This window comes from Flavobacterium sp. PL11, from assembly GCF_035985025.1.
Lineage (GTDB): Bacteria > Bacteroidota > Bacteroidia > Flavobacteriales > Flavobacteriaceae > Flavobacterium.
The window spans coordinates 1-22,154 of sequence record NZ_JAXCIA010000003.1 but is presented as its reverse complement, the minus strand read 5'-3'; the positions used below and the strand labels follow the sequence as shown (position 1 = coordinate 22,154).

The following is a 22,154-nucleotide window of genomic DNA, read 5'->3' as shown; positions in this document are numbered from 1 at the left end:
ATGGTTAGTGGTAATGTGTCTTTTAATTATCCTTTTTGTTTGTAAGCGGCAATAGTGGCATATTTCTCTGTTTTGTAAACTTTTTCAATTAGTGAGAATGCTTTGTTTTTCAGCGCAAATCCTAAGATTCCTAATGTTGCTACTAAAACTAAGCCGACATCAGGACTGAAAAATTTAGAACCTAACCAATACAACAAAACAGGTAAACCTAACTGCGGAATCGAAATTAACATCGTTTTTACATTGAATGCTTTTTTGTCGCCAAAAGCCCCTTTGCCAGAACTCAAATCTATGGGTGTCTTAGTGTAAGCACCGCCAAGCAAAACTAAATGGGAATTCACGCCTATGTTATAAATAGCCCCTACAATAATTGTCAAATAAATTTGCCAACCAAAATAAAGATAAAATGACGCAATAGTTGTTGACACAATTGTAGCAATAACCATCAACCACCATTTAGAACTTAAATAGCCCTTGTAAGGAATATTTTGCGTCATCATTAACTGGTAATAAGCGCTATCCCAGCTAGGAACAAATTGTCCAAAAGTGATTAGAAATCCGCCTGAAACAAATATTCCCGCAAAAATATGCATCATTGGATTGTTATAAGCCTCAATTCCGTTTGTAAAGAAAAGAAGTCCATAAAATAGAAACATTACACTTAATCCAACGGTGGTTTTTGAACGTTTGTTTCTTTTAATTAATTTAATATCATTTTTCAAGAATGTTCCGATGGTTCCAAATTGGTTTAACCAACTTAAATTCTCCGTTCTCGCCACATCGTGTTTAGTAGAAAGCCCTGCATCGAGGTATAAATTCTTTTTGAAAAACAAAAAAGTGAAATAATATAACACTACTAAAAGTAAAGCTGGAACTGCAAATGCCCAATATGTGTTGAAAATAGCATCAAAAAATGGTGCTGAATAATCAGTGATATTAAAATAACCATAATACTGCAATCCTGCTAAAATTGCTACTAATGCTAAGAAAATGGCAAATAAATTGTCCTTATTACTTAGTATAATATTGATAAAATTATTAATATAAATTAAGGAAGTTATAGCCGTAAACCAGAGCAACACCGAAACAACATCATATCCTTCTATGATTAATACAACACTAAAAGGAATTATAAAAAACCCATGAATTAAGTTGAAAAATGATAAAACTGTTTTCCCAAGGGAGAAATGAACAATTGTACTTTTTTTGATGGGGAAAATCAACATCGGACGAATATTCAATACAGGGATTTTTTGCACCAATAACCGTATCACTAAATCCATTAAAATGTAGTAAATCATGAATTTATTTACGGTGGCAATTGGGTCTAAATTCTCCTTTTTTAGAATGTAAAAAGTCATTACTCCCAGTGCTAAGAAAATCAAGATAAAATAGGCGGCTACAAAGCCCATCAGGATTTTCAAAGCTAAGTTAGTGGCAAAAGAAGCCGATCTAGAAAATGCTTTCCATTCGAGATAAAGAAATTTTTGAATCATGGTTTGGTTATTTTGGTTGTATAGTATGTAGTTAAATTAGAGAAATGTTACAGTTTTCGAATTTATATTCAGGATATGTCGCTTCTAAATAGATACCAACTTTAGACGGAATAATTTTGAATACAATAAAAAGTATCAAACTAAATAGTACAAAAAGAAAACTAATTACTAATATCCAATAATCGTTAGTTAGGAAGCTATCACCATGATTTATTAATTGAAGTAAAAAATTAAGAGGCAGTATTATTGTTGCAGAAAAAGTGCCGTATTGATTGATAATGCTTTCAAAAAGCCATTTTTTATCATTTGATTTCTTTCTTTCCTTTCTCGTTTTTCGGTTTCTAAACATTTCATAAAATGTAAAACCTACTAACAGGATATAAAAACCAACTATAATCCACTCTTTATATAAACTTAATTTTATAAAAGTAAAAAGCAATAAAGTCATAGCTACCGTTAAGAAAATCTTTGGAACACCAAAAAAATCTTTAGAATGTTGCCAAACCAAACCGTTATATTTCTTACTAAGTGCTATTCGTCTTTTTTCCACAACATCCATAAATCCAAAAACACCAAACTTGTTGAATTCGATGTTCAGAGCTTCGTCAAAAAAGCATTTTGGATTTACTTGCCATTGCATTTCTATTGCATTGGCTAAATGATCCACTAGTTCTGATTGCAAGTCATAATACTCCACATAATGCTGCTGGGTAAAAGTAAAAAGTTGGTCTATTTGTGAGGAGGTTAGTTTCATCTATAATTATATTTTTTTTAATTTTCCTTTTTTATCCCGTTTTCTATTTAATGTAAATTTTATTAGTAAAATAACTCACCTTTTTGTCATGCTGAGGAACGAAGCATCTCCGCAATATTATTCAAACAAATAATTAAGGAAATTCAAGTCAGGATTAATTGTTTTTATAAGTGTAATTTTCTTGTCTTTTTTCCATCCTTTAATTTCTTTTGCCTTAACAATTGCTATTTGTATCCATGTAAATTTTTCGAAATACAGTAAATTTAACAACTCTGATTGTCATGCTGAGGAACGAAGCATCTCTACAATATTATGCAAACAAATAATTAAGAAAATTCAAGTCAGGATTAATTGTTTTTATAAGTGTGACTTTCTTGCCTTTTTTCCATCCTTTAATTTCTTTTTCTTTAGCAATTGCTATTTGTATCCATGTAACTTTTTCGAAATACGATGAATTTAACAACTCTATTTGTCATGCTGAGGAACGAAGCATCTCTTCCCTATTATTCAAACAACTCATTAAGAAAATTCAGGTCAGGATTAATTGTTTTTATTAGTGTGATTTTCTTGTCTTTCTTCCATCCCTTAATTTCTTTTTCTTTAGCGATTGCTATTTGTATCCATGTGAATTTTTCGAAATACGATGAATTTAACAACTCTATTTGTCATGCTGAGGAACGAAGCATCTCTTTCCTACTATTCAAACAAATGATTAAGAAAATTCAAGTCAGGATTAATTGTTTTTATAAGTGTGGTTTTCTTATCTTTTTTCCATCCTTTAATTTCTTTTTCTTTAGCGATTGCTATTTGTATCCATGTGAATTTTTCGAAATACAATAAGTAATGAACATTATATCTAGCTGTAAAAGAATTCGGATTCAGCAATTCTTTGTGCTGCTGTAATCGAATTTTTAAATTATTAGTAACGCCGGTATACAAAACTGTTTTTGCCTTATTCGTTAAAATATAAACATAATAAGTATATTACCCTTCTTGAAATTCTATCATGATTTTTGTTTTAAAGATGATTTCATAGTTTGTAGTGATGCTTCGTTCCTCAGCATGACAAAGAATATGGTTTGACTATTAAAATTCTATCATGTTTTTTGCTTTAAAGATGATTTTATAGTTTGTGGCGATGCTTCGTTCCTCAGCATGACAAAGCAATCTTTTGATAATCTTTTGATAATCTTTGTTGCTACATTATTAAAATTAATCATATAAAGTGTTTAAATATGATTTGCCACTTTTGTAAAAATGCTTCGTTCCTCAGCATGACAAAGCAATATTTTGATAATCTTTTGATAATCTTTGTTGCTACATTATTAAAATTAATCATATAAAGTGTTTAAATGTGATTTGCCAATTTTGTAGAGATGCTTCGTTCCTCAGCATGACAAAGTAGTATTAATAAGTTGTATAATTTTACTACTGTCATTCTTCGAAAAAATAGTTAAAATTCTAATTTTGGACTTGGGTTAACTAAACTCTGCATGTTTCTAATAAAATCTTCCAGTTCTGAAAGTCGGTTTACGGTTTCAGCAGTTCCTTTTTCAGTCAGTTTGTAATATTTGCGCATCCGGTTATCTACTTTTTCTATCTCTACATCTAAAATTCCTTCGGCTTCTAGTTTGTGTAGTGCAGGATATAAAGCGCCTTCGGTAATATTGAGTTCGCCTAGTGTAATCACTTTTACTTTTTGAGTGATTTCATAACCATACATCTTACCGTTTTCCTCCAGCAACTTCATGATAATGGTATTTAAACTTCCCTTATATAATTGCGAGTTTTTCATTTTTTTTAAGATTTATTAAAACAAATATACATAAGATTCTTATACATCTTAATGTTAGGTATATAAATTTTAAACAAAACAATTCATTTTGACTAAAAATAAACCACAAATTTCACAAATTAACACAAATTTTATTTTTTATTAGTTTTAACGAACACTTTAAAATAAAAATTAGTACTGTTTTTTAAATATCCTATTCGTGAATTTTCGTACAATTTGTGGCTAAAAATAACTTTAATATAATGCGTTAAAATTTTCAAAAAGTTTAATTTAAGAAAACTAATCTGTTTATTATCTTTGTCAAAAAATAATCACATGTCATCTTTTTTAAAACTAATTATAAAAGAAGTAAAACGCGAAACTAAAGACGCCGTTTCTATACTTTTTAATGTTCCTGAAGAATTAAAAGCTAATTATAAATTTCTAGCAGGTCAATACCTAAATTTGAAATTAACTCTTGATGGCGAGGAAATTCGCCGCGCTTACTCGATATGTTCATCATCTGACAGCGGCGAACTTCGCATTGCCGTTAAAGCGGTTAATGGTGGAGCATTTTCGCAGTTTGCCAATACAAAACTCAAAGCTGGAGATGCGATTGAAATAGGAACTCCTGAGGGAAAATTTACTTTTGAGCCACAAGCTGACCGACAAAAAAATTATGCCGCTTTTGCAGCTGGTAGCGGAATTACTCCTATTATGTCAATATTAAAATCAGTGTTAAAAAATGAGCCTAAAAGTTCTTTTATATTGGTTTACGGTAATAAAACTCCTGAAGACACGATCTTTCATCAAGAATTACACGATCTACAATTGCAATATATGGGTCGGTTTTTTGTACATTATGTTTTTAGTCAAGCAAAAGCAGCAGATACTTTGTTTGGAAGAATAGAGAAATCCACAGTGAATTTTGTTCTAAAAAATAAACATAAGGAATTAACATTTGACAAGTTCTACTTATGTGGTCCTGAAGAAATGATTAATCGTGTTACGGAAGTTTTAATTGAGGAAAACGTAAAGGAATCGTCAATAAAATTTGAACTTTTCTCCTCGTCAAGTACAGAAAATGCAATTGGAAAGTCGTTAAGTGGACAAACAAAAATCACTATAATGGTGGATGATGAGGAAACCACTTTTGAAATGTCGCAGAAACAAACCGTTCTTGACGCGGCACTAAAACAAGGCATAGACGCTCCATATTCTTGTCAAGGAGGAATATGCAGTAGCTGTCTCGCTCGAGTGACATCAGGAACTGCCGAAATGACTAAAAACTCTATCCTTACTGATAACGAAATAGCCAGCGGCTTGATTTTGACTTGTCAAGCGCATCCTACATCTGAGAGTATTTATATTGATTATGATGATGTTTAGAAAGTAAATATCTAATATTTAAAATTCCAAACTCCAACTTAAAAATTTGGGCTTTGGAATTTTTAATTTTATGACTAGATGAAAAAACCACGCGAAATTTTTAAAAATAGACCACATCTTCTCCTCGAAACTGAAGTAGAAGAACTCTTGAATTATTGCGAGAAATTACAAGATGAACTGGTTGATTTAAAATTTGAGCAAAACGAAAATAAGCAATTAATTATGCTTGACATGCTGAGAGAAATTGTAAAAGCGTGTGATGAAACTGAAAAACAACAAAAAGAATTTCTACGTTTTGGCTTGGAACCACCTAATTATGAAGAGTCAATTTCTAATCTTAAGCGTTTTTTGGTAGTAAGATGTAGAGAAAATGGGATTTGGTTTTAAGCCAAAAATAAAATTGTACCATTCTACAATAGTGATTCAATTTTCGAAACCACTTCTTCTGGTTTAATCGTCCTCATTACATCATCGTAACCCTCCACTTTTTTATTTCCATAAACAGATGTAGGTAATAATGGAAACTTTACACGATCAGAAACTAAAGTATGTTCTAACGGCTGATTAAAAGGAGAAAATCCTGCAAATGGATGCGTTGCTCCCCAAAGCGTGATGACTTTTACACCAAGCATAGCAGCAATATGTGCATTTCCTGAATCCATAGAGAGCATAATATCAAGATTGCTAATCAATTGTAATTCCTGCTGAAACTTGATCTTGCCTGCCATATTGATCACATTCATTTTGTTTTTTAAAAGTGATTCTAAAACTTCTATTTCCTTTTTTCCACCTCCAAAAAGCAAAATGGTATTTGTGCTATTTTTAGCTAATTTGTCAATAACTTGTTGCATTAAATCTAATGGATACACTTTAGAATCATACTGCGCAAAAGGAGCAATTCCTATTAATTTTAGATGATTATTTCCAATAATTTGAACAATTTCTTGTTCTAATATAGCTTTTTGAGGAAATAGTGTCCCGAAACTTTGGCAGGATAAATCTAAAGGAAAGTCCAACTCACCAAATACTTTACTATGTCTTTCAAACATAGTTGGTAATTGTTTGAGCACTTTATTTTCACTGCGCGTCAATTCTTTTTTTTCAATCCTGCCTTTATCCACAGCTGCGACTTTCACTCCGGTTAAAGCAAAAAGAGTACGAATAATTTGCGACCGTAATACATTATGTAAATCAGCAAAAGTGTCTATTTCAAGTTTTTTTAAATCTTTAAATAAACGCAACAATCCTAGAAAACCTTTGTGACTCTCTTTTTCATCGAAAGCAAAAAAGTTCACACTAGGAATTCCGTCAAAAAAAGGTTTAAAAAAAGGACGAGAAATTATAGTGATTTTAACTTGCGGATATTGATTCACCAAAGCTCTTAAAACAGGAACCGTCATGGCGACATCTCCCATTGCGGAAAGTCTCATGATAGCTATATGTCTGATGTTATTTGGCAATTGAAATAGTGATCGTGGGTTTTAGCCCAGATTAAAATGAAAATCCTGGAACAAAAAAAGTAAAGTTTCTGGTTTTAAAAAAGCGACCAACGGAAGCTCTTTTTAGGACCATAGAAACTATACTTTTTTTGTGAGGAATTGTAATGGAAAGCTGGAATAGCTTCAAAAACTATTTCTTATTTTGATACAAAACAGGATTTAATTCATCATCATTATACATTTTCATTTGCTTGTACACTTTCATAAATTTATCGCCATGCTCAATATCACTCAATAAATCATCGATAGCAGTAGACAAATCAGTTCTTTGTTCTAACAAAATATTCAATTTTACCTGACATTTATCTCTATGGTCTTGTGAAGCTTCAACACGTGTAGCTTCTTCTTGCATGTGAAAAATTTTCAAAGCTAAAATTGATAACCTATCAAATGCCCAAGCCGGACTTTCAGAATTGATTTTTGCATTATCTTTTACTTTAACAGTACTGTATTTTTGAAGAAAATAACTATCAATGTATTCCACCATATCGGTACGCTCTTGATTAGAAGCATCAATTCTACGTTTTAAAGTCAAAGCGGCACCTGGATCAATATTTGGATCTCTAATGATATCTTCAAAATGCCATTGAACAGTATCAATCCAATTTTTATGATACAATAAATGTTCAAACTTATCTTTTGGATAGGGATTGTTGATCAGTTGGTCTACATTATCAAATTGATGATAATCCTTGATACTCTCTTCGAAAACGGAATAAGCTAATTTTGAAAACATAATTTTATATTTTATAATTACAAAGATACTTTTTATACTTTTATGGTTTCATAATATTTTTAGAAGTTCACTATCAAAATACCCATCATGCAAATTCATAATTTATCAGATAATAACAGTATTCTCAATCACTTTTTAGCACAAATCAGAGATGTCAAAATTCATCATGACAGCATGCGTTTTAGAAGAAATATTGAACGAATAGGTGAGATAATGGCGTATGAATTGAGCAAAACATTGCGTTATAAAAATGTTGAAATACAAACGCCATTAGGAATAAAAGAAACTACAGTAATTAATGAACAATTGGTTTTATGTTCTATTTTGCGAGCCGGATTAACTTTGCATCAGGGATTTTTAAACTATTTTGACAATGCTGAGAATGGTTTTATTTCTGCTTTTAGACACCATCCTAACAACGATGATAATTTCGAAATAAAAGTTGAATATCAAGCTGTTGCAGATATTAATAATAAAAATTTATTACTACTTGATCCTATGCTCGCTACAGGCCAATCTATAGTTGCCGTTTTTAATGAATTAGTACACAGAGGAACTCCAAAAGAGATTCATATTGTCGTAGTGATAGCCACTCCTGAAGGTGTTGCACATCTTGAAAAACATTTACCTGAAAATTGTCATCTTTGGATTGCAGCTTTAGATGCTGGCCTAGATTCTAAAAATTATATTGTACCAGGACTTGGTGATGCAGGTGATTTAGCATACGGTAAAAAATTATAATTGGCTAAAAAAAGCAAACATACTACAAACAGTTAAAGCATAAATAACAATTTCTTGATTCAGTTTTAATTGTTTCATTTCAATATGACTACAAGTCATAATTGCTAAAGGTGCAAATGTAAATAGGAGTAAATCATTACTTTTATTAGGTGAAACCACATAAATTAAAACGGCTATAAAAAAAGAAGCAATAATTTTTTTGAAAGATGCTTGTAAAATTTGTGGTTTAGTAGATAAAGTTGTAAAACTCGAAACAATGAAAAATAGCGCTATTGTAGCATATACTGCGAATGCACCATTTTGATAATTAGTGGTGAAATAATCTATTTCAAAACTAGTTTTAAAATTTTTACTAAAAAAAGCCAAGCTGTCTATGTGAAAAATAGAAGCATAAATTAGAAATAGTATCATAGCACTAGCTAATGCTATAAACGGTAAAAACCAGTTTCTATAATCTCTAGCAACATGAAATATGATCGAAATAAAAACTAATAAAATAAATAAGATACTCCAAAAATGAAATAAGGTTGCTACAAAAATCCAAAATGAGGCATCAAATATTTTCTCTTTAGCCGCTTTAAGTGATTGTAAAGAAATCAATCTTCGAATTGCTAAAAGAATAAAAAAATTCGCAATTATTAAATTAGCGTTGTTTAGCACTGATGGGAAAAATAGTAGAAATAAAAAGAAAAAAAATATGGTGAAAGCACTGTCTTTGCTCAATCCATTTCGTCTTGCTATAAAACTGGTGATAAAGATCGAAAATGATAATAAACAAAATAATCCAATAGTAGTTAACACTGATAGATTAGATTTTGTCCACGATAAATCTTGAAATTGGAATATTAAAAAGAAAACCAGCATCAAAATTACAACCATTGAAAAATTTAACGGTGTAGATTTTCTAAAAACACTTGTTATCATAAGGATATTTTATACTTTTGTGACTGTAAATATAATACTTGTTTAAAAAAGGAAACTCTACAACATCAAAACATTATTTAAATTGATAGATTTGATTGTTTAGATTCCAAAATATAGCTACTAAAATTAATTTTTATATATTATGAAATCATTTTTTGAAGGAATACAATACTTATTTGTCGACATTTTATTTGCTCCATGGGATCTTTTACGTTCGTTAGAGCTTTCTTCTTGGTTTGCTGCAAATGCCATTAACTGGATTTTTGTAATTATTTGTGCCTCTGCATTAGGGTACTGGATCAAACAATTGAAAATTTTTGAAGACGCTGGAACTGAAAAACAAGATACAACCGCTCACTCTTTCTTAAAATAAAAAAGAGTAAACGGATTTAGAATCTATTTTAAATCGTTTCCAATATCTTTTCTAAAATACATCTTATCAAAATTTAGTTTATCTATGTTTTGGTAAGATTTTTTTATGGCTTCTTCAAAATTGTTTCCAAACGATGTCACCGCTAAAACACGGCCACCATTAGAAACTACATTTCCATTTTCTAGTTTAGTTCCAGCGTGAAATACAATTGAATCTTCTATACTTTCAAGTCCTGAAATAATCTTTCCTTTTTCAAAATCTTCGGGATAACCTCCAGAAACTAACATAACAGTTGCTGCACTTCGTTGATCAATCTCGAGTGTGATTTCATCTAGTTTTTCATTGGCTACAGCCAAAAACAACTCCACTAAATCTGTTTTTAATCTTGGAATAACAACTTCTGTTTCAGGATCACCCATTCGCACATTGTATTCAATAACAATTGGTTCATTGTTTACATTAATCAGCCCAATAAATACAAATCCTTTATACGGTATTCCATCCTTTTGTAAACCGTCAATTGTTGGTTTTACAATTCGTGTTTCAATTTTTTCCATCAAAACATCGTCAACGTAAGGAACTGGGGAAACGGCTCCCATTCCGCCTGTATTTAGTCCTGAATCCCCTTCGCCGATGCGTTTGTAATCTTTGGCAGTAGGTAAGATTTTATAATTTTTTCCATCAGTCAAAACAAAGCAACTTAATTCTATTCCGTCCAAAAATTCTTCAATCACCACTTTTGAACTTGCTGCGCCAAATTTTTGATGAACGAGCATGTTTCTCAATTCTTCCTTAGCTTCCGCCAAATCTTGAATGATAAGAACGCCTTTTCCAGCAGCAAGTCCGTCTGCTTTTAACACATAAGGCGCTTTTAAGGTTTCTAGAAATTGACATCCATTTTCAACAGTATCAACTGTAAAACTATCGTAAGCTGCCGTTGGAATACTATGTTTAATTAAAAATTCTTTGGCAAATTCTTTACTTCCCTCAAGTTGTGCTCCTAACTGAGACGGACCAATAACGGGTATGTATTTTAAGTCAATATTGTTTAAGAAGAAGTCATAAATTCCTTTTACTAATGGATCTTCAGGACCTACAATAACCATTGAAACTTTTTCTTGAATGACAAATGTCTTAATTGCTTCAAAATCAGTTATATTCATTGCAACATTCGTAGCAATTGTAGCAGTTCCAGCATTTCCAGGTGCAGCAAAAAGGGTTTTACAAAGCGGACTTTGAACCATTTTCCATGCAAATGCATGTTCTCTTCCGCCAGAACCTAATAGTAAAATTGTCATGTGTAGTGTATTTAGTTGTGTTCACTTTTTCAAGTGGTTGCAAAAATAATTAGATTTAAACGTAAAAAATAATTAATTCTTAAAAAACTGATACTTACTAGTCATTACTACTAACTAAATATTAATTTTGATAAAATATCAGTTTCAATGATTCCACTTTTTGACATTGCACTTCAAGTAAATGGTTTCCCGATAAACGACGCTAAAATTGAACTACAAAGAATTTTAGCGCTCAATGATCAGGATTATAAACTGTTTTTAGAAAGCAAAAAACAAGAAATTGTTGCGTTTCACTTAGAAAACAATACATTCTACCAAGACTTTATTGGTTTAAAAACGATTTCTACCTGGAATGATTTACCTGTTTTAACCAAACTGAATTTACAAATACCGTTATCAGAAAGACTTTCGAAAGGGTATTCTTTAAAAAATGTTTATAGCAATAAAACCTCTGGCTCGAGTGGCACACCTTTTATTTTTGCAAAGGAAAAATATTGTCACGCCTTGACTTGGGCATCAATAATGTATCGCTTTGATTGGTATGGAATTGACTTAAACAGCTCATATCAAGCGCGCTTTTATGGGATTCCGATGGATTTTTTTGGAAATAAAAAAGAAAGAATTAAAGATTTTTTCAGCCATCGCTTTCGGTTCTCTATTTTCGATTTATCAGATTTAGTTTTAGAAAAGATGTTACTAAAATTTCAGAAATCGAATTTCGACTATATTAATGGATATACAAGTTCGATTGTTTTATTTGCCAAATTTCTAAAAGATAAGGGAATTATATTAAAAGATATTTGCCCTACATTGAAGGTGTGCATGGTAACATCAGAAATGCTTTTTGAAGATGATAAACTATTGTTAGAAAAGCAGTTTGGAATTCCTATTGTTAATGAATATGGTGCTTCAGAGCTTGATTTAATTGCGTTTCAAAATCCAAATTTAGAATGGCAAGTGAATGCGGAAACTTTATTTGTAGAGATTCTTGATGATAATGATCAAGTGGTTCCTAGTGGTTCTTCAGGCCGAATTGTGATTACTTCTTTATTTAACAAAGCGCATCCTTTTATACGATATGACATTGGTGATATTGGAATTCTAGACGAAAAAAGTACTTTACAAAAACCTATTCTAAAAAAATTAGTTGGAAGAACTAATGATATTGCCATTTTACCAAGCGGCAAAAAATCACCCGGTTTAACCTTCTATTACGTTACAAAAAGCATTATTGAAGATGAGGGAAACATTAAAGAATTTATCATAACGCAAACTAAAATTGATTCTTTTGAGATTGAATATGTCAGTGATATCGATCTTACATTGGAACAAATAAAAAAAATTGAATTGGCATTTGAATTATATCTTGAACCTAATTTACATTGTGCGTTTATTCGGAAAAATAAACTACAGCGGAACAGTAGTGGTAAGCTAAAGCAGTTTAACTCGATGCTTTAATTACAATATTTAATTAAACCTCTAATTATCCAATGTAGCATATAATAAGAGGATTCAAAAAAATTTAGCTTTTCTATTTCTCGATAAAACTGCCATTGGTATCGCAATAAATTGGTTTTATTTCTTGACAGCGAGTTTTTTCTAATTCGATAAATAGCCTTTGCATCTTGAATTCCGTACGCGAATGGAATTTCTTTTAAATATTGAAGCCATAAACCCATATCCTGTCTCTTAGTAATCTCAGGCATGGTTTTTTTTCCTAATGTTTTTATATCAATAAAAGCGGTTAAACAACTTATAGAATTAGATTTTAAAATACTAGAATAACTTACATTTTGTGGTACGATAAAGTCAGAATAGACAAATTCTAATTTTTCATTTGCTCTTTTATAAGATGAAAAAACAAAATGAATTCCTACTTCATCAATGGTTTTAATACTGTTTTCTATAAAATCTGGAAACCAAATATCATCAGCATCTAAAAAGGTCATATAATGACCACTAGCTTGATTAATTCCAAGATTTCTTGCCTTAGCAGCTCCACTATTTTTATCTAATGGAAACAGCTGAATTCTTAAATCAATCTTTATAAAGTCAGTAATTATTTCCTTCGTTCTATCAGTAGATCCATCATCAATAATAATCATTTCCCAGTTCTGAAAAGTTTGATTTAGTACCGATTGAATGGTTTCGGCAATATATTTTTCAGAATTAAAACAAGGTGTAATTATAGAGACAATAGCATTTTTCATATTTAATAAGCTTTATCATCCCCTCTTAAAGTATTGTATATGGTAACAATTATAATTTTTACATCTAATAATAATGACCAATTTTCAATATAAAAAATATCGTATTTTACCCTATTGATGATATCTTCATCTGTTTCAACTTCACCTCTAAATCCTTTTGTTTGCGCTAATCCTGTAATTCCAGGTTTTACAAAATGACGAACCATAAACTTATCTACTTTGGCAGCATAAATAGTAGTGACACTCACCATGTGTGGTCTTGGACCTACTACTGACATTTCGCCAAAAAAAACATTGAAAAACTGTGGTAATTCATCAATACTCGTTTTACGAATAAACTTTCCTATTTTAGTTATTCGTGTATCGTTTTTAAAAGTCAATTCCATATCAGCAGTGTCATTTAATTTCATAGATCGAAACTTATAACAATTAAAATCTTTAAAGTTTAAACCATTGCGTTTTTGGATAAAAAACAAAGGTCCGTTTGAGTCTAATTTAATTATTATTGCCATAATTGGCACAAGCCAAGATAAAATACTGATAATGATAATTGACGAAAAGACAAGATCAAAAACACGTTTTATAACTTTATTAAAACTTTCTTCCTGTAATATATTCCGTAGAGAAATTATAGGAATATAATCATAAAACTCAAATTTTATAGTACTAGAAAGTACTTGTTTACCATCTGGTATGAATTTAACAGTTTTTAGATTATTATCCGCAAAATCAATAATATCAACTAATAAACTGTCTGATAAATCAGCCATAGCGCAATAAATTTCATCAATTTTCTTGTCAGCAACAAAAGATAGACATTCCTTTATACTTACTTTTTTATCATCTTTTACATCAAATACTTTAATTAGCTTATATCCATAATCTGGATTATCAGTAAAAAAGTGTTTTAAAGGTTCTATATTATTGTCATTTCCCAACAAAACAACTGTTCTAGAATTTCCACCGTATAAAACTCTGAATCTTCTTAGAAAATAGTAGATAAATAGTTTGAATAGTAGCACTAGTGAAGTTGCTACTAGAACGTATAAAACGATTTTTTGTTGATAAACATATTCAGAAAAATAAAGTTCTAATGCCAAGCATACAATCCCAAAAAGAACAGTTTGTTTCAAAGTGTTGTTTAGAATTGTTATTACTCGCGTATATCTATACACTTCATAAAAACCAAAATAAACAGCGATAATAAACCAAGATATACTAATAAAAATGGCATAAAGAATCTGGCTTTGATGAAAACCAACTATAAAGATAGAAAGAGCATTGATAATTATTAAATCAATTATGTAAGAAAACGGGCGAATATAGGCCGAATACCTTCCTGCTCTTATTTTCACTATCTTATATAATTAGTAAAATCTTTATGCTCTTCTTTAGAAAGTTCATCGGCTGATAACGATTTAAAATAATCGTAAGTGATTTTCATTCCTTCAGCACGTCCTATTTTAGCTTCCCATCCTAATAATTCTTTGGCCTTAGTAATATCTGGTTGACGCTGTAAAGGATCATTTATTGGTAAAGGATGATACACCACTTTTTGATTTGTAGCTGTCAATTTTATAATCTCATCAGCAAAGTCTTTGATCGTTATCTCATTTGGATTACCAATGTTTACTGGATAGACATAATCAGAATGTAATAATCTAAAGATGCCTTCTACTTGATCATCAACATAACAAAAAGAACGCGTTTGCATTCCATCGCCAAAAATCGTTAAATCTTCGCCACGAATGGCTTGTCCAATAAATGCTGGAATTACACGACCATCATTGAGTCTCATTCTAGGACCATACGTATTAAAAATTCGTACAATTCTAGTTTCTACGCCGTGAAAAGTATGATACGCCATAGTGATTGATTCTTGAAAACGTTTGGCCTCATCATATACGCCTCTTGGACCTATTGTATTTACATTACCATAATACTCTTCTGTTTGTGGGTGTACCAAAGGATCACCATACACTTCTGAGGTTGAAGCAATAAGAATTCTAGCTTTTTTTACACGAGCTAACCCAAGAAGATTATGAGTTCCTAACGAACCTACTTTAAGTGTTTGAATGGGTATTTTTAAATAATCAATTGGACTTGCTGGAGAAGCAAAATGCAGAATATAATCTAAATCACCAGGAATATGAACAAACTTGGTAATATCATGATGATAAAACTCAAATTGCTCTAGCTTAAAAAGATGTTCAATGTTTTTTAGATCTCCAGTTATAAGATTGTCCATACCAATAACAAAGTAACCTTCTTTTATAAAGCGATCGCAAAGATGAGACCCTAAAAACCCTGCAGCGCCAGTGATTAAAATTCTTTTCATAATGTTTCTAATTTGCTGGAAAAACAATTTTCTCCATTTTTGATTTATTTAATGTTGAAAATTTGTTCTAATATTTTGATCGTTATCAAATAAGTTGGCTTAACACCTGAAGTTCCTAAACCTCCTGAAGCTAGCGTACTTCCCGTTTCTAATGGATTATCTGATGCGTAATAAGCATATCTCACCTTTACATTATGTGGAACACTTTTCCTAATTTTTGAAGCTGATTGAATGGCTTTTTGATAATAAGATCCTTCCATTTCTAATCCTATTACTCCCCAAGTTGATTCATGAAAAAACTTGAGTAAATCTCTATTTTGAAGTGAAGTTCCAAGTACTGTAACCATGGGACCTGCGAAAACTGCAATATCATTTCCTTCAAACATATCAGCTGATAACTCATTTTCAAAATAATAATTATCGGCCGTTCCTTCGTTAATATGTGCATTTGGAATCATTATATCTCCTTTTCCACCTGCAAGAATTCCCGCTTTCCCCATAATAGAAACTGATTCTACATTCAGTAAAATATCTTTCTTAAATGGTTTTAATAATTCATCGATGGTTTCATACGCTTGTTCCCCAAAGGCATAGTCCATAACAATTAAAACTGGTTTTTTATCAGCGGTATCTGCATTGCTAAAAGATGTTTTTTTCCAATCAATTTTAGCTGTATCAAAGATTTGCACATCTATGTTTGTTCCTGAACTATCTGGCAATGCAATCATTCCTTGCTTTAAAGCCACTTCCGAAACTTGATTTCTAACCTCATCAGCACCTGATTTACTTAGTTCTTCATAGATAAAGAAATCTGATTTATCTTTAAATTTAGTTTTTAAAACCTCAGTAGCGAAAATAGAATTCATAACCGAGTGCATATTGGCACTTATAACATGGATTGGACGGTCTAAAAGCTGATTGGCTTGTAAAACTTCCTTGATGTTCGTTGCCCAAATTTCACCATGAATATGGTGCCCTAAGCGTTCTCTCAAAATTGGGCTGAAAGTAATTGTTCGTTTATTATCTTCTACAATTTCTTCCATGGCCAATTTTCCCAACCAAAAAATAACATGTAAGAAACGATCTGGCGCAGCAGCTGAACCAAAAGCATCATAAATATCTAAAACTTCCTCAAAAGTTCTACCTAAGATATTAGCCGAATGGGAAATGGCTTTCTCTTTTTCTATAAGCGTTAATTTTTTCTTTTGAGAAACTGCTTGCTCTAGTTTAAACCAATCACGAGAAACCTCGCCAGCATCATCAAGTAAAACTCGATTTCTAATTTTATGTGATTCGATAAAAATAAATGTTAAGTGGGTTAGGATATCGTAGATATCTGATCGGCCTCTAGTAATCTCAACGTTCATTTGCTCTTCATCAATACGGTAACAATTCCTGCGTCTTTTAGGCGGAACAATCGCTTGAAAATGTGATTTAGAATACCCTTCCTCTGATGTCAAATTGATAAATCGACATTCTTCTATTCCCACTGGAAGTCGCTCAATAACATATAACAGTCCGTTTAACTCTACTTTATCTTCAGCAATATTTCCATAAATTTCAGGACGCAATGCTAGTAATGCTTCTCGTAAGGTATCTCCCGAAATTCCCATTGGTTTGTAAAAACCTCTGTTAAATAAATGACGCATTGTAATGTACATTTTTTCAATAGCTGCTGATGATTCTTGAGCTCTAGAACGAGATATATTTTTTGTTTGTTTCATTTTGTAATTATTTTATAACCTTCAAAGGTAAGACATTTATTCCCTTTTTAATAAATCAACAATATTCCTATTATCCGAAAGTCTTGGTATTTTATTTTGGCCTCCTAATTTACCTATCGATCTCATATAGTCCTGAAATCCATTTTTGGCTACTTTGGTAACAATTACTTTCTGCAATACTTTACCCACGATTAAATCATCATAGTACATATTTTGTTTGCGCATTGCGTTGTCTATCGCTTGCGCAAAAGTTGCGCTATCTTGCGGTTGGTTTTCAAATTCTATAAACCATTCGTGATAAGGTAAACCAGCTTCTGGCGTGATTTGGGGAGCAACTGTAAATTCATTGATGCGAATATCTGTTCCAATAATCGCTTCTTGCAAAGCATTTTCTACTTCCTTGCCAATTACATGTTCGCCAAAAGCAGAAATAAAATGCTTAATTCTTCCTGAAACAATGATGCGATATGGTTTTAAGGAAATAAATTGAACCGTATCACCAATATTATATCCCCAAAGTCCTGCATTAGTGGAAATTATCAAAACATAATTTACATTCAATTCTACTTCTCCAATGGTATAGCGTCTTGCATTTTCATTTTGGAATTCATCACTTTTAATAAATTCATAAAAAATTCCAGCATTCAATAGCAGTAACATTCCTTTTTCTTTTTGAGAATCTTGATAAGCAAAAAATCCTTCTGAAGCTGGAAATAACTCAATACTATCTACTTTTCGACCAATAAGGTTTTCAAATTTAGCGCGATACGGTTCGTAATTGACACCGCCATAAATAAATAAATTGAAGTTTTTGAAAATTTCACCTACAGGCTTCCCGCCTTTTTGCTGCAATTTTTCGAAGTACATTTGTACCCAAGATGGAATTCCTGAAATAACCGACATGTTTTGATTAAACGTCTCTTCCACAATAGCGTTTACCTTAGTTTCCCAATCATCTATACAATTTGTTGTTAAAGAGGGCATTCGATTTTTTTGAAGGTATTTTGGAACAAAATGAGCCACAATTCCAGATAAGCGACCTAATTTTATTCCGTTTTTTTCTTCTAAAATTGGACTTCCTTGCAAGAAAATCATTTTTCCATTTACAAAATCAGCGTTTCCAGTTTCGTTTATATAATGCAAAATTGCATTTCTAGCCGCGTCAATATGATACGGTATAGATTCCTTTGTAAGAGGAATATATTTAGCTCCAGAAGTTGTTCCAGAGGTTTTAGCAAAATAAAGTGGTTTCCCTTTCCAAAGTATGTTTTCGGCACCTTCTACCACTTTATCTATATATGTTTTCAATCCTTCATAATCTCGAATAGGAACCTGTTTCGCAAAATCTGCAGTTGTTTTTATTTGTGCAAAATTATGATCGAACCCAAATTTTGTGTTTTTAGCCTCTTCAATCAATTGTTCAAAAACTTTCTTTTGAGTTTCCACTGGATTCACAACCCAAGCTTGGGTTTTTTTATATATTTTTTTAGCAAATATTTTTGCTGCAATTGATTTTATTGACATAGCTAATTTTGTTTTGCCACGAACGCACAAAGGCACAACGTTTTACTGTTTTGATTTTTTAGTAGTTCCTTTTTTAGAGGAAGAAGCTTTATTGAGTTGAACATCGTTTTCCTGCTGATAAATCTCATCTCTTAATTCTAATTCTTCATCAGATGCTTTAAGTTTTTCAGGTTCCACTACAAATTCTGCTGCAGCAAGTATGGAATCTTTATTAAATTTTGCATACTCTAATTCACCTGTAAGGACTTTTTTAATTGATAAAATATAAGCCTCATTTTTCTTTAATGCTACAGTTAGTGAGTCCGACTTTAAAGCAAGTTCTGTAGCCTCTTTTTTAAGTTTAGATGACGAATATCCTGGAATAAATTCTCGCAATGGTGTAAATGCAATTATAAATGTAGTTACAAATGTAATAATTATCGCTCCTAGAGTGGCGAATATAAATACATTCATCAATGTCAGTTTTAGTGAAAATGTTTCTTCAAAAGTATCTTCATTTAAAATAATTAAACGCCTTTTATTGAATAAATTCTCTCTTATTTTAAGTTGTTTCAACTTTTTATTTATCATATAATTTCTATATCTAACAAATATAACAATTATTGCAAGAAATTAAATTCATTGATGTGGATTCAAAAATTTTACTGTATTTAACTTTAATAAATTTTTAACTTTATTTAGGTTAAATAAATGAACTAAATTGATTTTCCTTGCACTAATTCTCTCTACCTTTGTCGATAGTTTTTAACTAATTTGCTTCGGCAATAAATTTATAGATCATGGGAAGTTTAGGTGTAACAGAAATCTTGGTTATCTTAGCTGTTGTTTTATTACTTTTTGGAGGTAAAAAAATTCCAGAACTAATGAAGGGTTTAGGAAGCGGAATTAAAGAATTTAAAAATGCATCCAAAGAAGATCAACCATTACAGAAAAAAGAGGAAGAAATAAAAGGATAATTTTATTTACTTTTTATATTAAAAAATTCTAGATTGCATTAATAATTTTATGCAATCTAGAATTTTTTTGCTTTAAATAATCATCGTAAGCTGAATCCTTTTTCTCTCCTCATCCACTTCAGTTACTTTTACTTGAACATGTTGGTGTAATTTCACTACTTCGTTTACATCACTTACAAATCCTGTTTTAAGTTGTGAAATATGAACTAATCCACTTTCTTTAACACCAATATCAACAAAGCAACCAAAATTGGTAATGTTATTAACAATGCCAGGCAATATCATTCCTGATTTTACGTCTTTTATTGATTTTACATTAGGGTCAAATTCAAATACTTTTGCTGCTTTTCTTGGATCTAATCCTGGTTTTTCAAGCTCTTTTACAATATCTTTTAGTGTTAATAAACCTATCTTTGAAGTGACATAATTTTCTGTTTTGATTAATGCTGTTTTCTCTCTATTAGCAATTAAATCATTAACTGTCAACTTCAAATCTTTTGCCATTTTTTCAACAATTCCATAAGCTTCTGGATGTACTGCTGAATTATCTAACGGATTTTTAGCATTTGAAATTCTGATAAAAGCAACTCCTTGCTGATATGCTTTTTCGCCTAATCGTGGCACTTTTTTGAGTTGTTTTCGATCTGTAAATGGTCCGTTTTCAGAACGATAATTGACGATATTCTCCGCCAACTTCTCTCCTATTCCACTCACATAACTCAATAAATGCTTACTTGCTGTGTTAATGTTAATTCCCACCGAATTCACGCAACGTATTACCGTTGTGTCCAATTCCTCTTTCAATTTATTTTGATCCACATCATGTTGGTATTGGCCTACGCCAATAGCTTTTGGATCAATTTTCACTAATTCTGCTAAGGGATCTGAAAGTCTTCTACCTATAGAAACCGAACCACGAACCGTCACATCATAATTAGGAAACTCTTCTCTGGCGATTTTAGATGCCGAATATACCGATGCTCCGGCTTCACTTACTATAAAAACTTGAACCGGCTTATCGAAAGCGATTTTCTTAATAAAGAATTCTGTCTCGCGTGAAGCGGTACCGTTTCCTATAGAAATTGCATCAATTTTATAAGAATTTACCATTGAACGAATTTTTTTCATCGCCATAGCTTCCTCTCCCGAATTAATTCGGGATTGAGGAGCATGCGGATAAATAGTTTCGTTGTATAATAAATCCCCTTTTTCATCTAAACAAACGATTTTGCAACCACTTCTAAATCCTGGATCAATAGCTAGAATTCGCTTTTCTCCCAGTGGCGGCGCTAACAATAGCTGACTCAAATTATTAGCAAAAACCTGAATTGAATTGGCATCAGCCTTAACTTTGGCTTCATGCAAACTTTCGTTAGAAATGGCAGGATTTAAAAGTCGTTTAAAACTATCTTCAATAGCCAGTTGCACATGCGAAGTAGAATTGCTTTGCCTTTTTATTATTATTTCATCAATTAAATCATAAGCTTCATCTGTTTTTACTTCAATTTTCATTTTTACAAAACCTTCATTTTCGGCCCGAAGCATGGCTAGCAATCTATGCGAAGGTGTTTTGTGTAACGGCTCTGACCAATCAAAATACTGAGTGAATTTTTGAGCGTTTTCATCGTCTTTCTTAGTTTTCACCACCTTTGTGGTTATGCTCGCTTTCCTTTGATACAATCTTCGTAATTGTTTTCGAACATAAATATTTTCGTTAATCCATTCGGCAATTATATCTCGTGCTCCTTGCAATGCAGCTTCTTGATTACTAACTTTATTATTTAAAAAATTTGCAGCAATTAAATCAACATCGTCATTTCCTTGAGCCATTATGAGATTTGCTAAAGGTTCCAGTCCGTTTTCGCGAGCTACATCAGCTCTTGTTTTTTTCTTCTTTTTGTACGGCAAATAAAAATCTTCTAGTTCTTGTAAATCAAAACTGTTTTCAATTTTAGATTTTAATTCTGTGGTTAAAGCATTTTGGTCTAAAATTGATTTTAAAATTGCTTCTTTTCTTTTAACAATTGTTTCAAATTCTTTTTGAAACTTAGCTATATTTTCAATTTGAACTTCGTCTAGGTTTCCAGTCGTATCTTTTCGATAACGTGAAATAAAAGGAATTGTACAATCCTCATTTAATAATTGAACTGTATTTTTAATGTTAATATCAGCCGTTTTTACTGATTTAGCGATGAATTGTATATTAGTCATTATTGTAAACTGTTGAAGATATTATAAATTAGATTTCAAAAAAATAAGATGCTAAAATAATATCTTTGCTAGAGAAATTGAGTTAAATGAATGTTTTATTCTACGTATTCCTTGTTTTGACCCCTATAAAACAAGAGTATTATTCTAAATTTCGATTATTAATTATGCGGTTAATTTTTTCATCATTATTAAGTGTTTATCAGAGTT

The 22,154-nt window shown here is 31.2% G+C and carries 21 protein-coding genes; 6 read left to right on the top strand and 15 right to left on the bottom strand.

From position 1 onward, the window contains the following. Positions 1-26: 26 nt before the first annotated feature. The 4 genes from RCH18_RS02555 to RCH18_RS02535 form a co-directional block, all read right to left on the bottom strand. The gene (locus RCH18_RS02555; protein ID WP_326935198.1) at positions 27-1,496 is read right to left on the bottom strand and encodes a DUF5687 family protein; all 1,470 of its coding nucleotides are present in this window, start codon (positions 1,494-1,496) and stop codon (positions 27-29) included. Between the two features lie 31 nt (positions 1,497-1,527). Next, positions 1,528-2,250, bottom strand: coding sequence for a hypothetical protein (locus tag RCH18_RS02550; RefSeq protein WP_326935197.1), 723 nt, complete (start codon positions 2,248-2,250; stop codon positions 1,528-1,530). A 696-nt stretch (positions 2,251-2,946) separates the two neighbouring features. Continuing rightward, positions 2,947-3,216, bottom strand: a complete 270-nt coding sequence (locus RCH18_RS02540) for a GIY-YIG nuclease family protein (protein WP_326935312.1) — start codon at positions 3,214-3,216, stop codon at positions 2,947-2,949. 487 nt (positions 3,217-3,703) lie between these two features. Then, the gene (locus RCH18_RS02535; protein ID WP_326935196.1) at positions 3,704-4,045 is read right to left on the bottom strand and encodes a PadR family transcriptional regulator; all 342 of its coding nucleotides are present in this window, start codon (positions 4,043-4,045) and stop codon (positions 3,704-3,706) included. A gap of 315 nt (positions 4,046-4,360) precedes the next feature. Between RCH18_RS02535 and RCH18_RS02530 the strand changes: the two genes are divergently transcribed. Both RCH18_RS02530 and RCH18_RS02525 read left to right on the top strand, forming a co-directional pair. Further along, complete coding sequence (locus RCH18_RS02530) at positions 4,361-5,413, top strand: ferredoxin--NADP reductase (RefSeq protein ID WP_326935195.1); 1,053 nt, start codon at positions 4,361-4,363, stop codon at positions 5,411-5,413. Between the two features lie 78 nt (positions 5,414-5,491). Continuing rightward, the gene (locus RCH18_RS02525; protein ID WP_326935194.1) at positions 5,492-5,800 is read left to right on the top strand and encodes a hypothetical protein; all 309 of its coding nucleotides are present in this window, start codon (positions 5,492-5,494) and stop codon (positions 5,798-5,800) included. 23 nt (positions 5,801-5,823) lie between these two features. Here the strand turns inward: RCH18_RS02525 and RCH18_RS02520 are convergent, their stop codons facing one another. Both RCH18_RS02520 and RCH18_RS02515 read right to left on the bottom strand, forming a co-directional pair. Then, on the bottom strand, positions 5,824-6,843 hold the full coding sequence (locus RCH18_RS02520) for a glycosyltransferase family 9 protein (RefSeq protein WP_326935193.1): 1,020 nt from the start codon (positions 6,841-6,843) through the stop codon (positions 5,824-5,826). Positions 6,844-7,042: 199 nt separating this feature from the next. Next, complete coding sequence (locus RCH18_RS02515) at positions 7,043-7,648, bottom strand: DUF4254 domain-containing protein (protein WP_326935192.1); 606 nt, start codon at positions 7,646-7,648, stop codon at positions 7,043-7,045. Between the two features lie 87 nt (positions 7,649-7,735). Between RCH18_RS02515 and upp the strand changes: the two genes are divergently transcribed. Further along, a complete protein-coding gene (gene upp / locus RCH18_RS02510) occupies positions 7,736-8,389 on the top strand; it encodes a uracil phosphoribosyltransferase (RefSeq protein WP_326935191.1) in 654 nt (217 codons plus the stop codon). Here the strand turns inward: upp and RCH18_RS02505 are convergent. Continuing rightward, a complete protein-coding gene (locus RCH18_RS02505; protein WP_326935190.1) occupies positions 8,384-9,313 on the bottom strand; it encodes a DUF6427 family protein in 930 nt (309 codons plus the stop codon). The genes upp and RCH18_RS02505 overlap by 6 nt on opposite strands. A 142-nt stretch (positions 9,314-9,455) precedes the next feature. On the opposite strand from RCH18_RS02505, the gene RCH18_RS02500 reads away from it, so the two are divergent. Continuing rightward, positions 9,456-9,686 (top strand): DUF6341 family protein, encoded by a 231-nt coding sequence (locus tag RCH18_RS02500; RefSeq protein WP_326935189.1) that lies wholly within the window; start codon positions 9,456-9,458, stop codon positions 9,684-9,686. A 23-nt stretch (positions 9,687-9,709) separates the two neighbouring features. Here RCH18_RS02500 and purD read toward each other — a convergent pair whose 3' ends face one another. Then, positions 9,710-10,984 (bottom strand): phosphoribosylamine--glycine ligase, encoded by a 1,275-nt coding sequence (gene purD / locus RCH18_RS02495; RefSeq protein WP_326935188.1) that lies wholly within the window; start codon positions 10,982-10,984, stop codon positions 9,710-9,712. 147 nt (positions 10,985-11,131) lie between these two features. Here purD and RCH18_RS02490 point away from each other — a divergent pair, with 147 nt between their 5' ends. After that, entirely contained in the window at positions 11,132-12,442 is a 1,311-nt protein-coding gene (locus tag RCH18_RS02490; RefSeq protein ID WP_326935187.1) for a phenylacetate--CoA ligase family protein, read from the top strand. On the opposite strand, the gene RCH18_RS02485 is transcribed toward RCH18_RS02490, so the two are convergent. From RCH18_RS02485 to RCH18_RS02460, 6 genes are read right to left on the bottom strand one after another with little or no spacing between them, the layout of a single operon-like run. Next, positions 12,439-13,194: a glycosyltransferase family 2 protein gene (locus RCH18_RS02485; protein ID WP_326935186.1), complete on the bottom strand. Its 756-nt coding sequence runs from the start codon at positions 13,192-13,194 to the stop codon at positions 12,439-12,441. The two genes, RCH18_RS02490 and RCH18_RS02485, sit on opposite strands and share 4 nt — an antisense overlap. Before the next feature lie 2 nt (positions 13,195-13,196). Further along, entirely contained in the window at positions 13,197-14,549 is a 1,353-nt protein-coding gene (locus tag RCH18_RS02480; protein ID WP_326935185.1) for an exopolysaccharide biosynthesis polyprenyl glycosylphosphotransferase, read from the bottom strand. Then, positions 14,549-15,532: a UDP-glucuronic acid decarboxylase family protein gene (locus RCH18_RS02475; protein WP_326935183.1), complete on the bottom strand. Its 984-nt coding sequence runs from the start codon at positions 15,530-15,532 to the stop codon at positions 14,549-14,551. The genes RCH18_RS02480 and RCH18_RS02475 overlap by 1 nt, the downstream gene beginning before the upstream one ends. Before the next feature lie 44 nt (positions 15,533-15,576). After that, positions 15,577-17,256, bottom strand: a complete 1,680-nt coding sequence (locus RCH18_RS02470; RefSeq protein WP_326935182.1) for a DUF6909 family protein — start codon at positions 17,254-17,256, stop codon at positions 15,577-15,579. Between the two features lie 36 nt (positions 17,257-17,292). Beyond that, positions 17,293-18,780, bottom strand: coding sequence for a GH3 family domain-containing protein (locus RCH18_RS02465; protein ID WP_326935181.1), 1,488 nt, complete (start codon positions 18,778-18,780; stop codon positions 17,293-17,295). Positions 18,781-18,822: 42 nt separating this feature from the next. Further along, entirely contained in the window at positions 18,823-19,350 is a 528-nt protein-coding gene (locus RCH18_RS02460; RefSeq protein ID WP_326935180.1) for a peptidase, read from the bottom strand. 209 nt (positions 19,351-19,559) lie between these two features. On the opposite strand from RCH18_RS02460, the gene tatA reads away from it, so the two are divergent. Beyond that, complete coding sequence (tatA, locus tag RCH18_RS02455) at positions 19,560-19,736, top strand: twin-arginine translocase TatA/TatE family subunit (protein WP_326935179.1); 177 nt, start codon at positions 19,560-19,562, stop codon at positions 19,734-19,736. A 72-nt stretch (positions 19,737-19,808) separates the two neighbouring features. Here the strand turns inward: tatA and RCH18_RS02450 are convergent, their stop codons facing one another. After that, on the bottom strand, positions 19,809-21,947 hold the full coding sequence (locus RCH18_RS02450) for a Tex family protein (RefSeq protein ID WP_326935178.1): 2,139 nt from the start codon (positions 21,945-21,947) through the stop codon (positions 19,809-19,811). Positions 21,948-22,154: the final 207 nt, after the last annotated feature.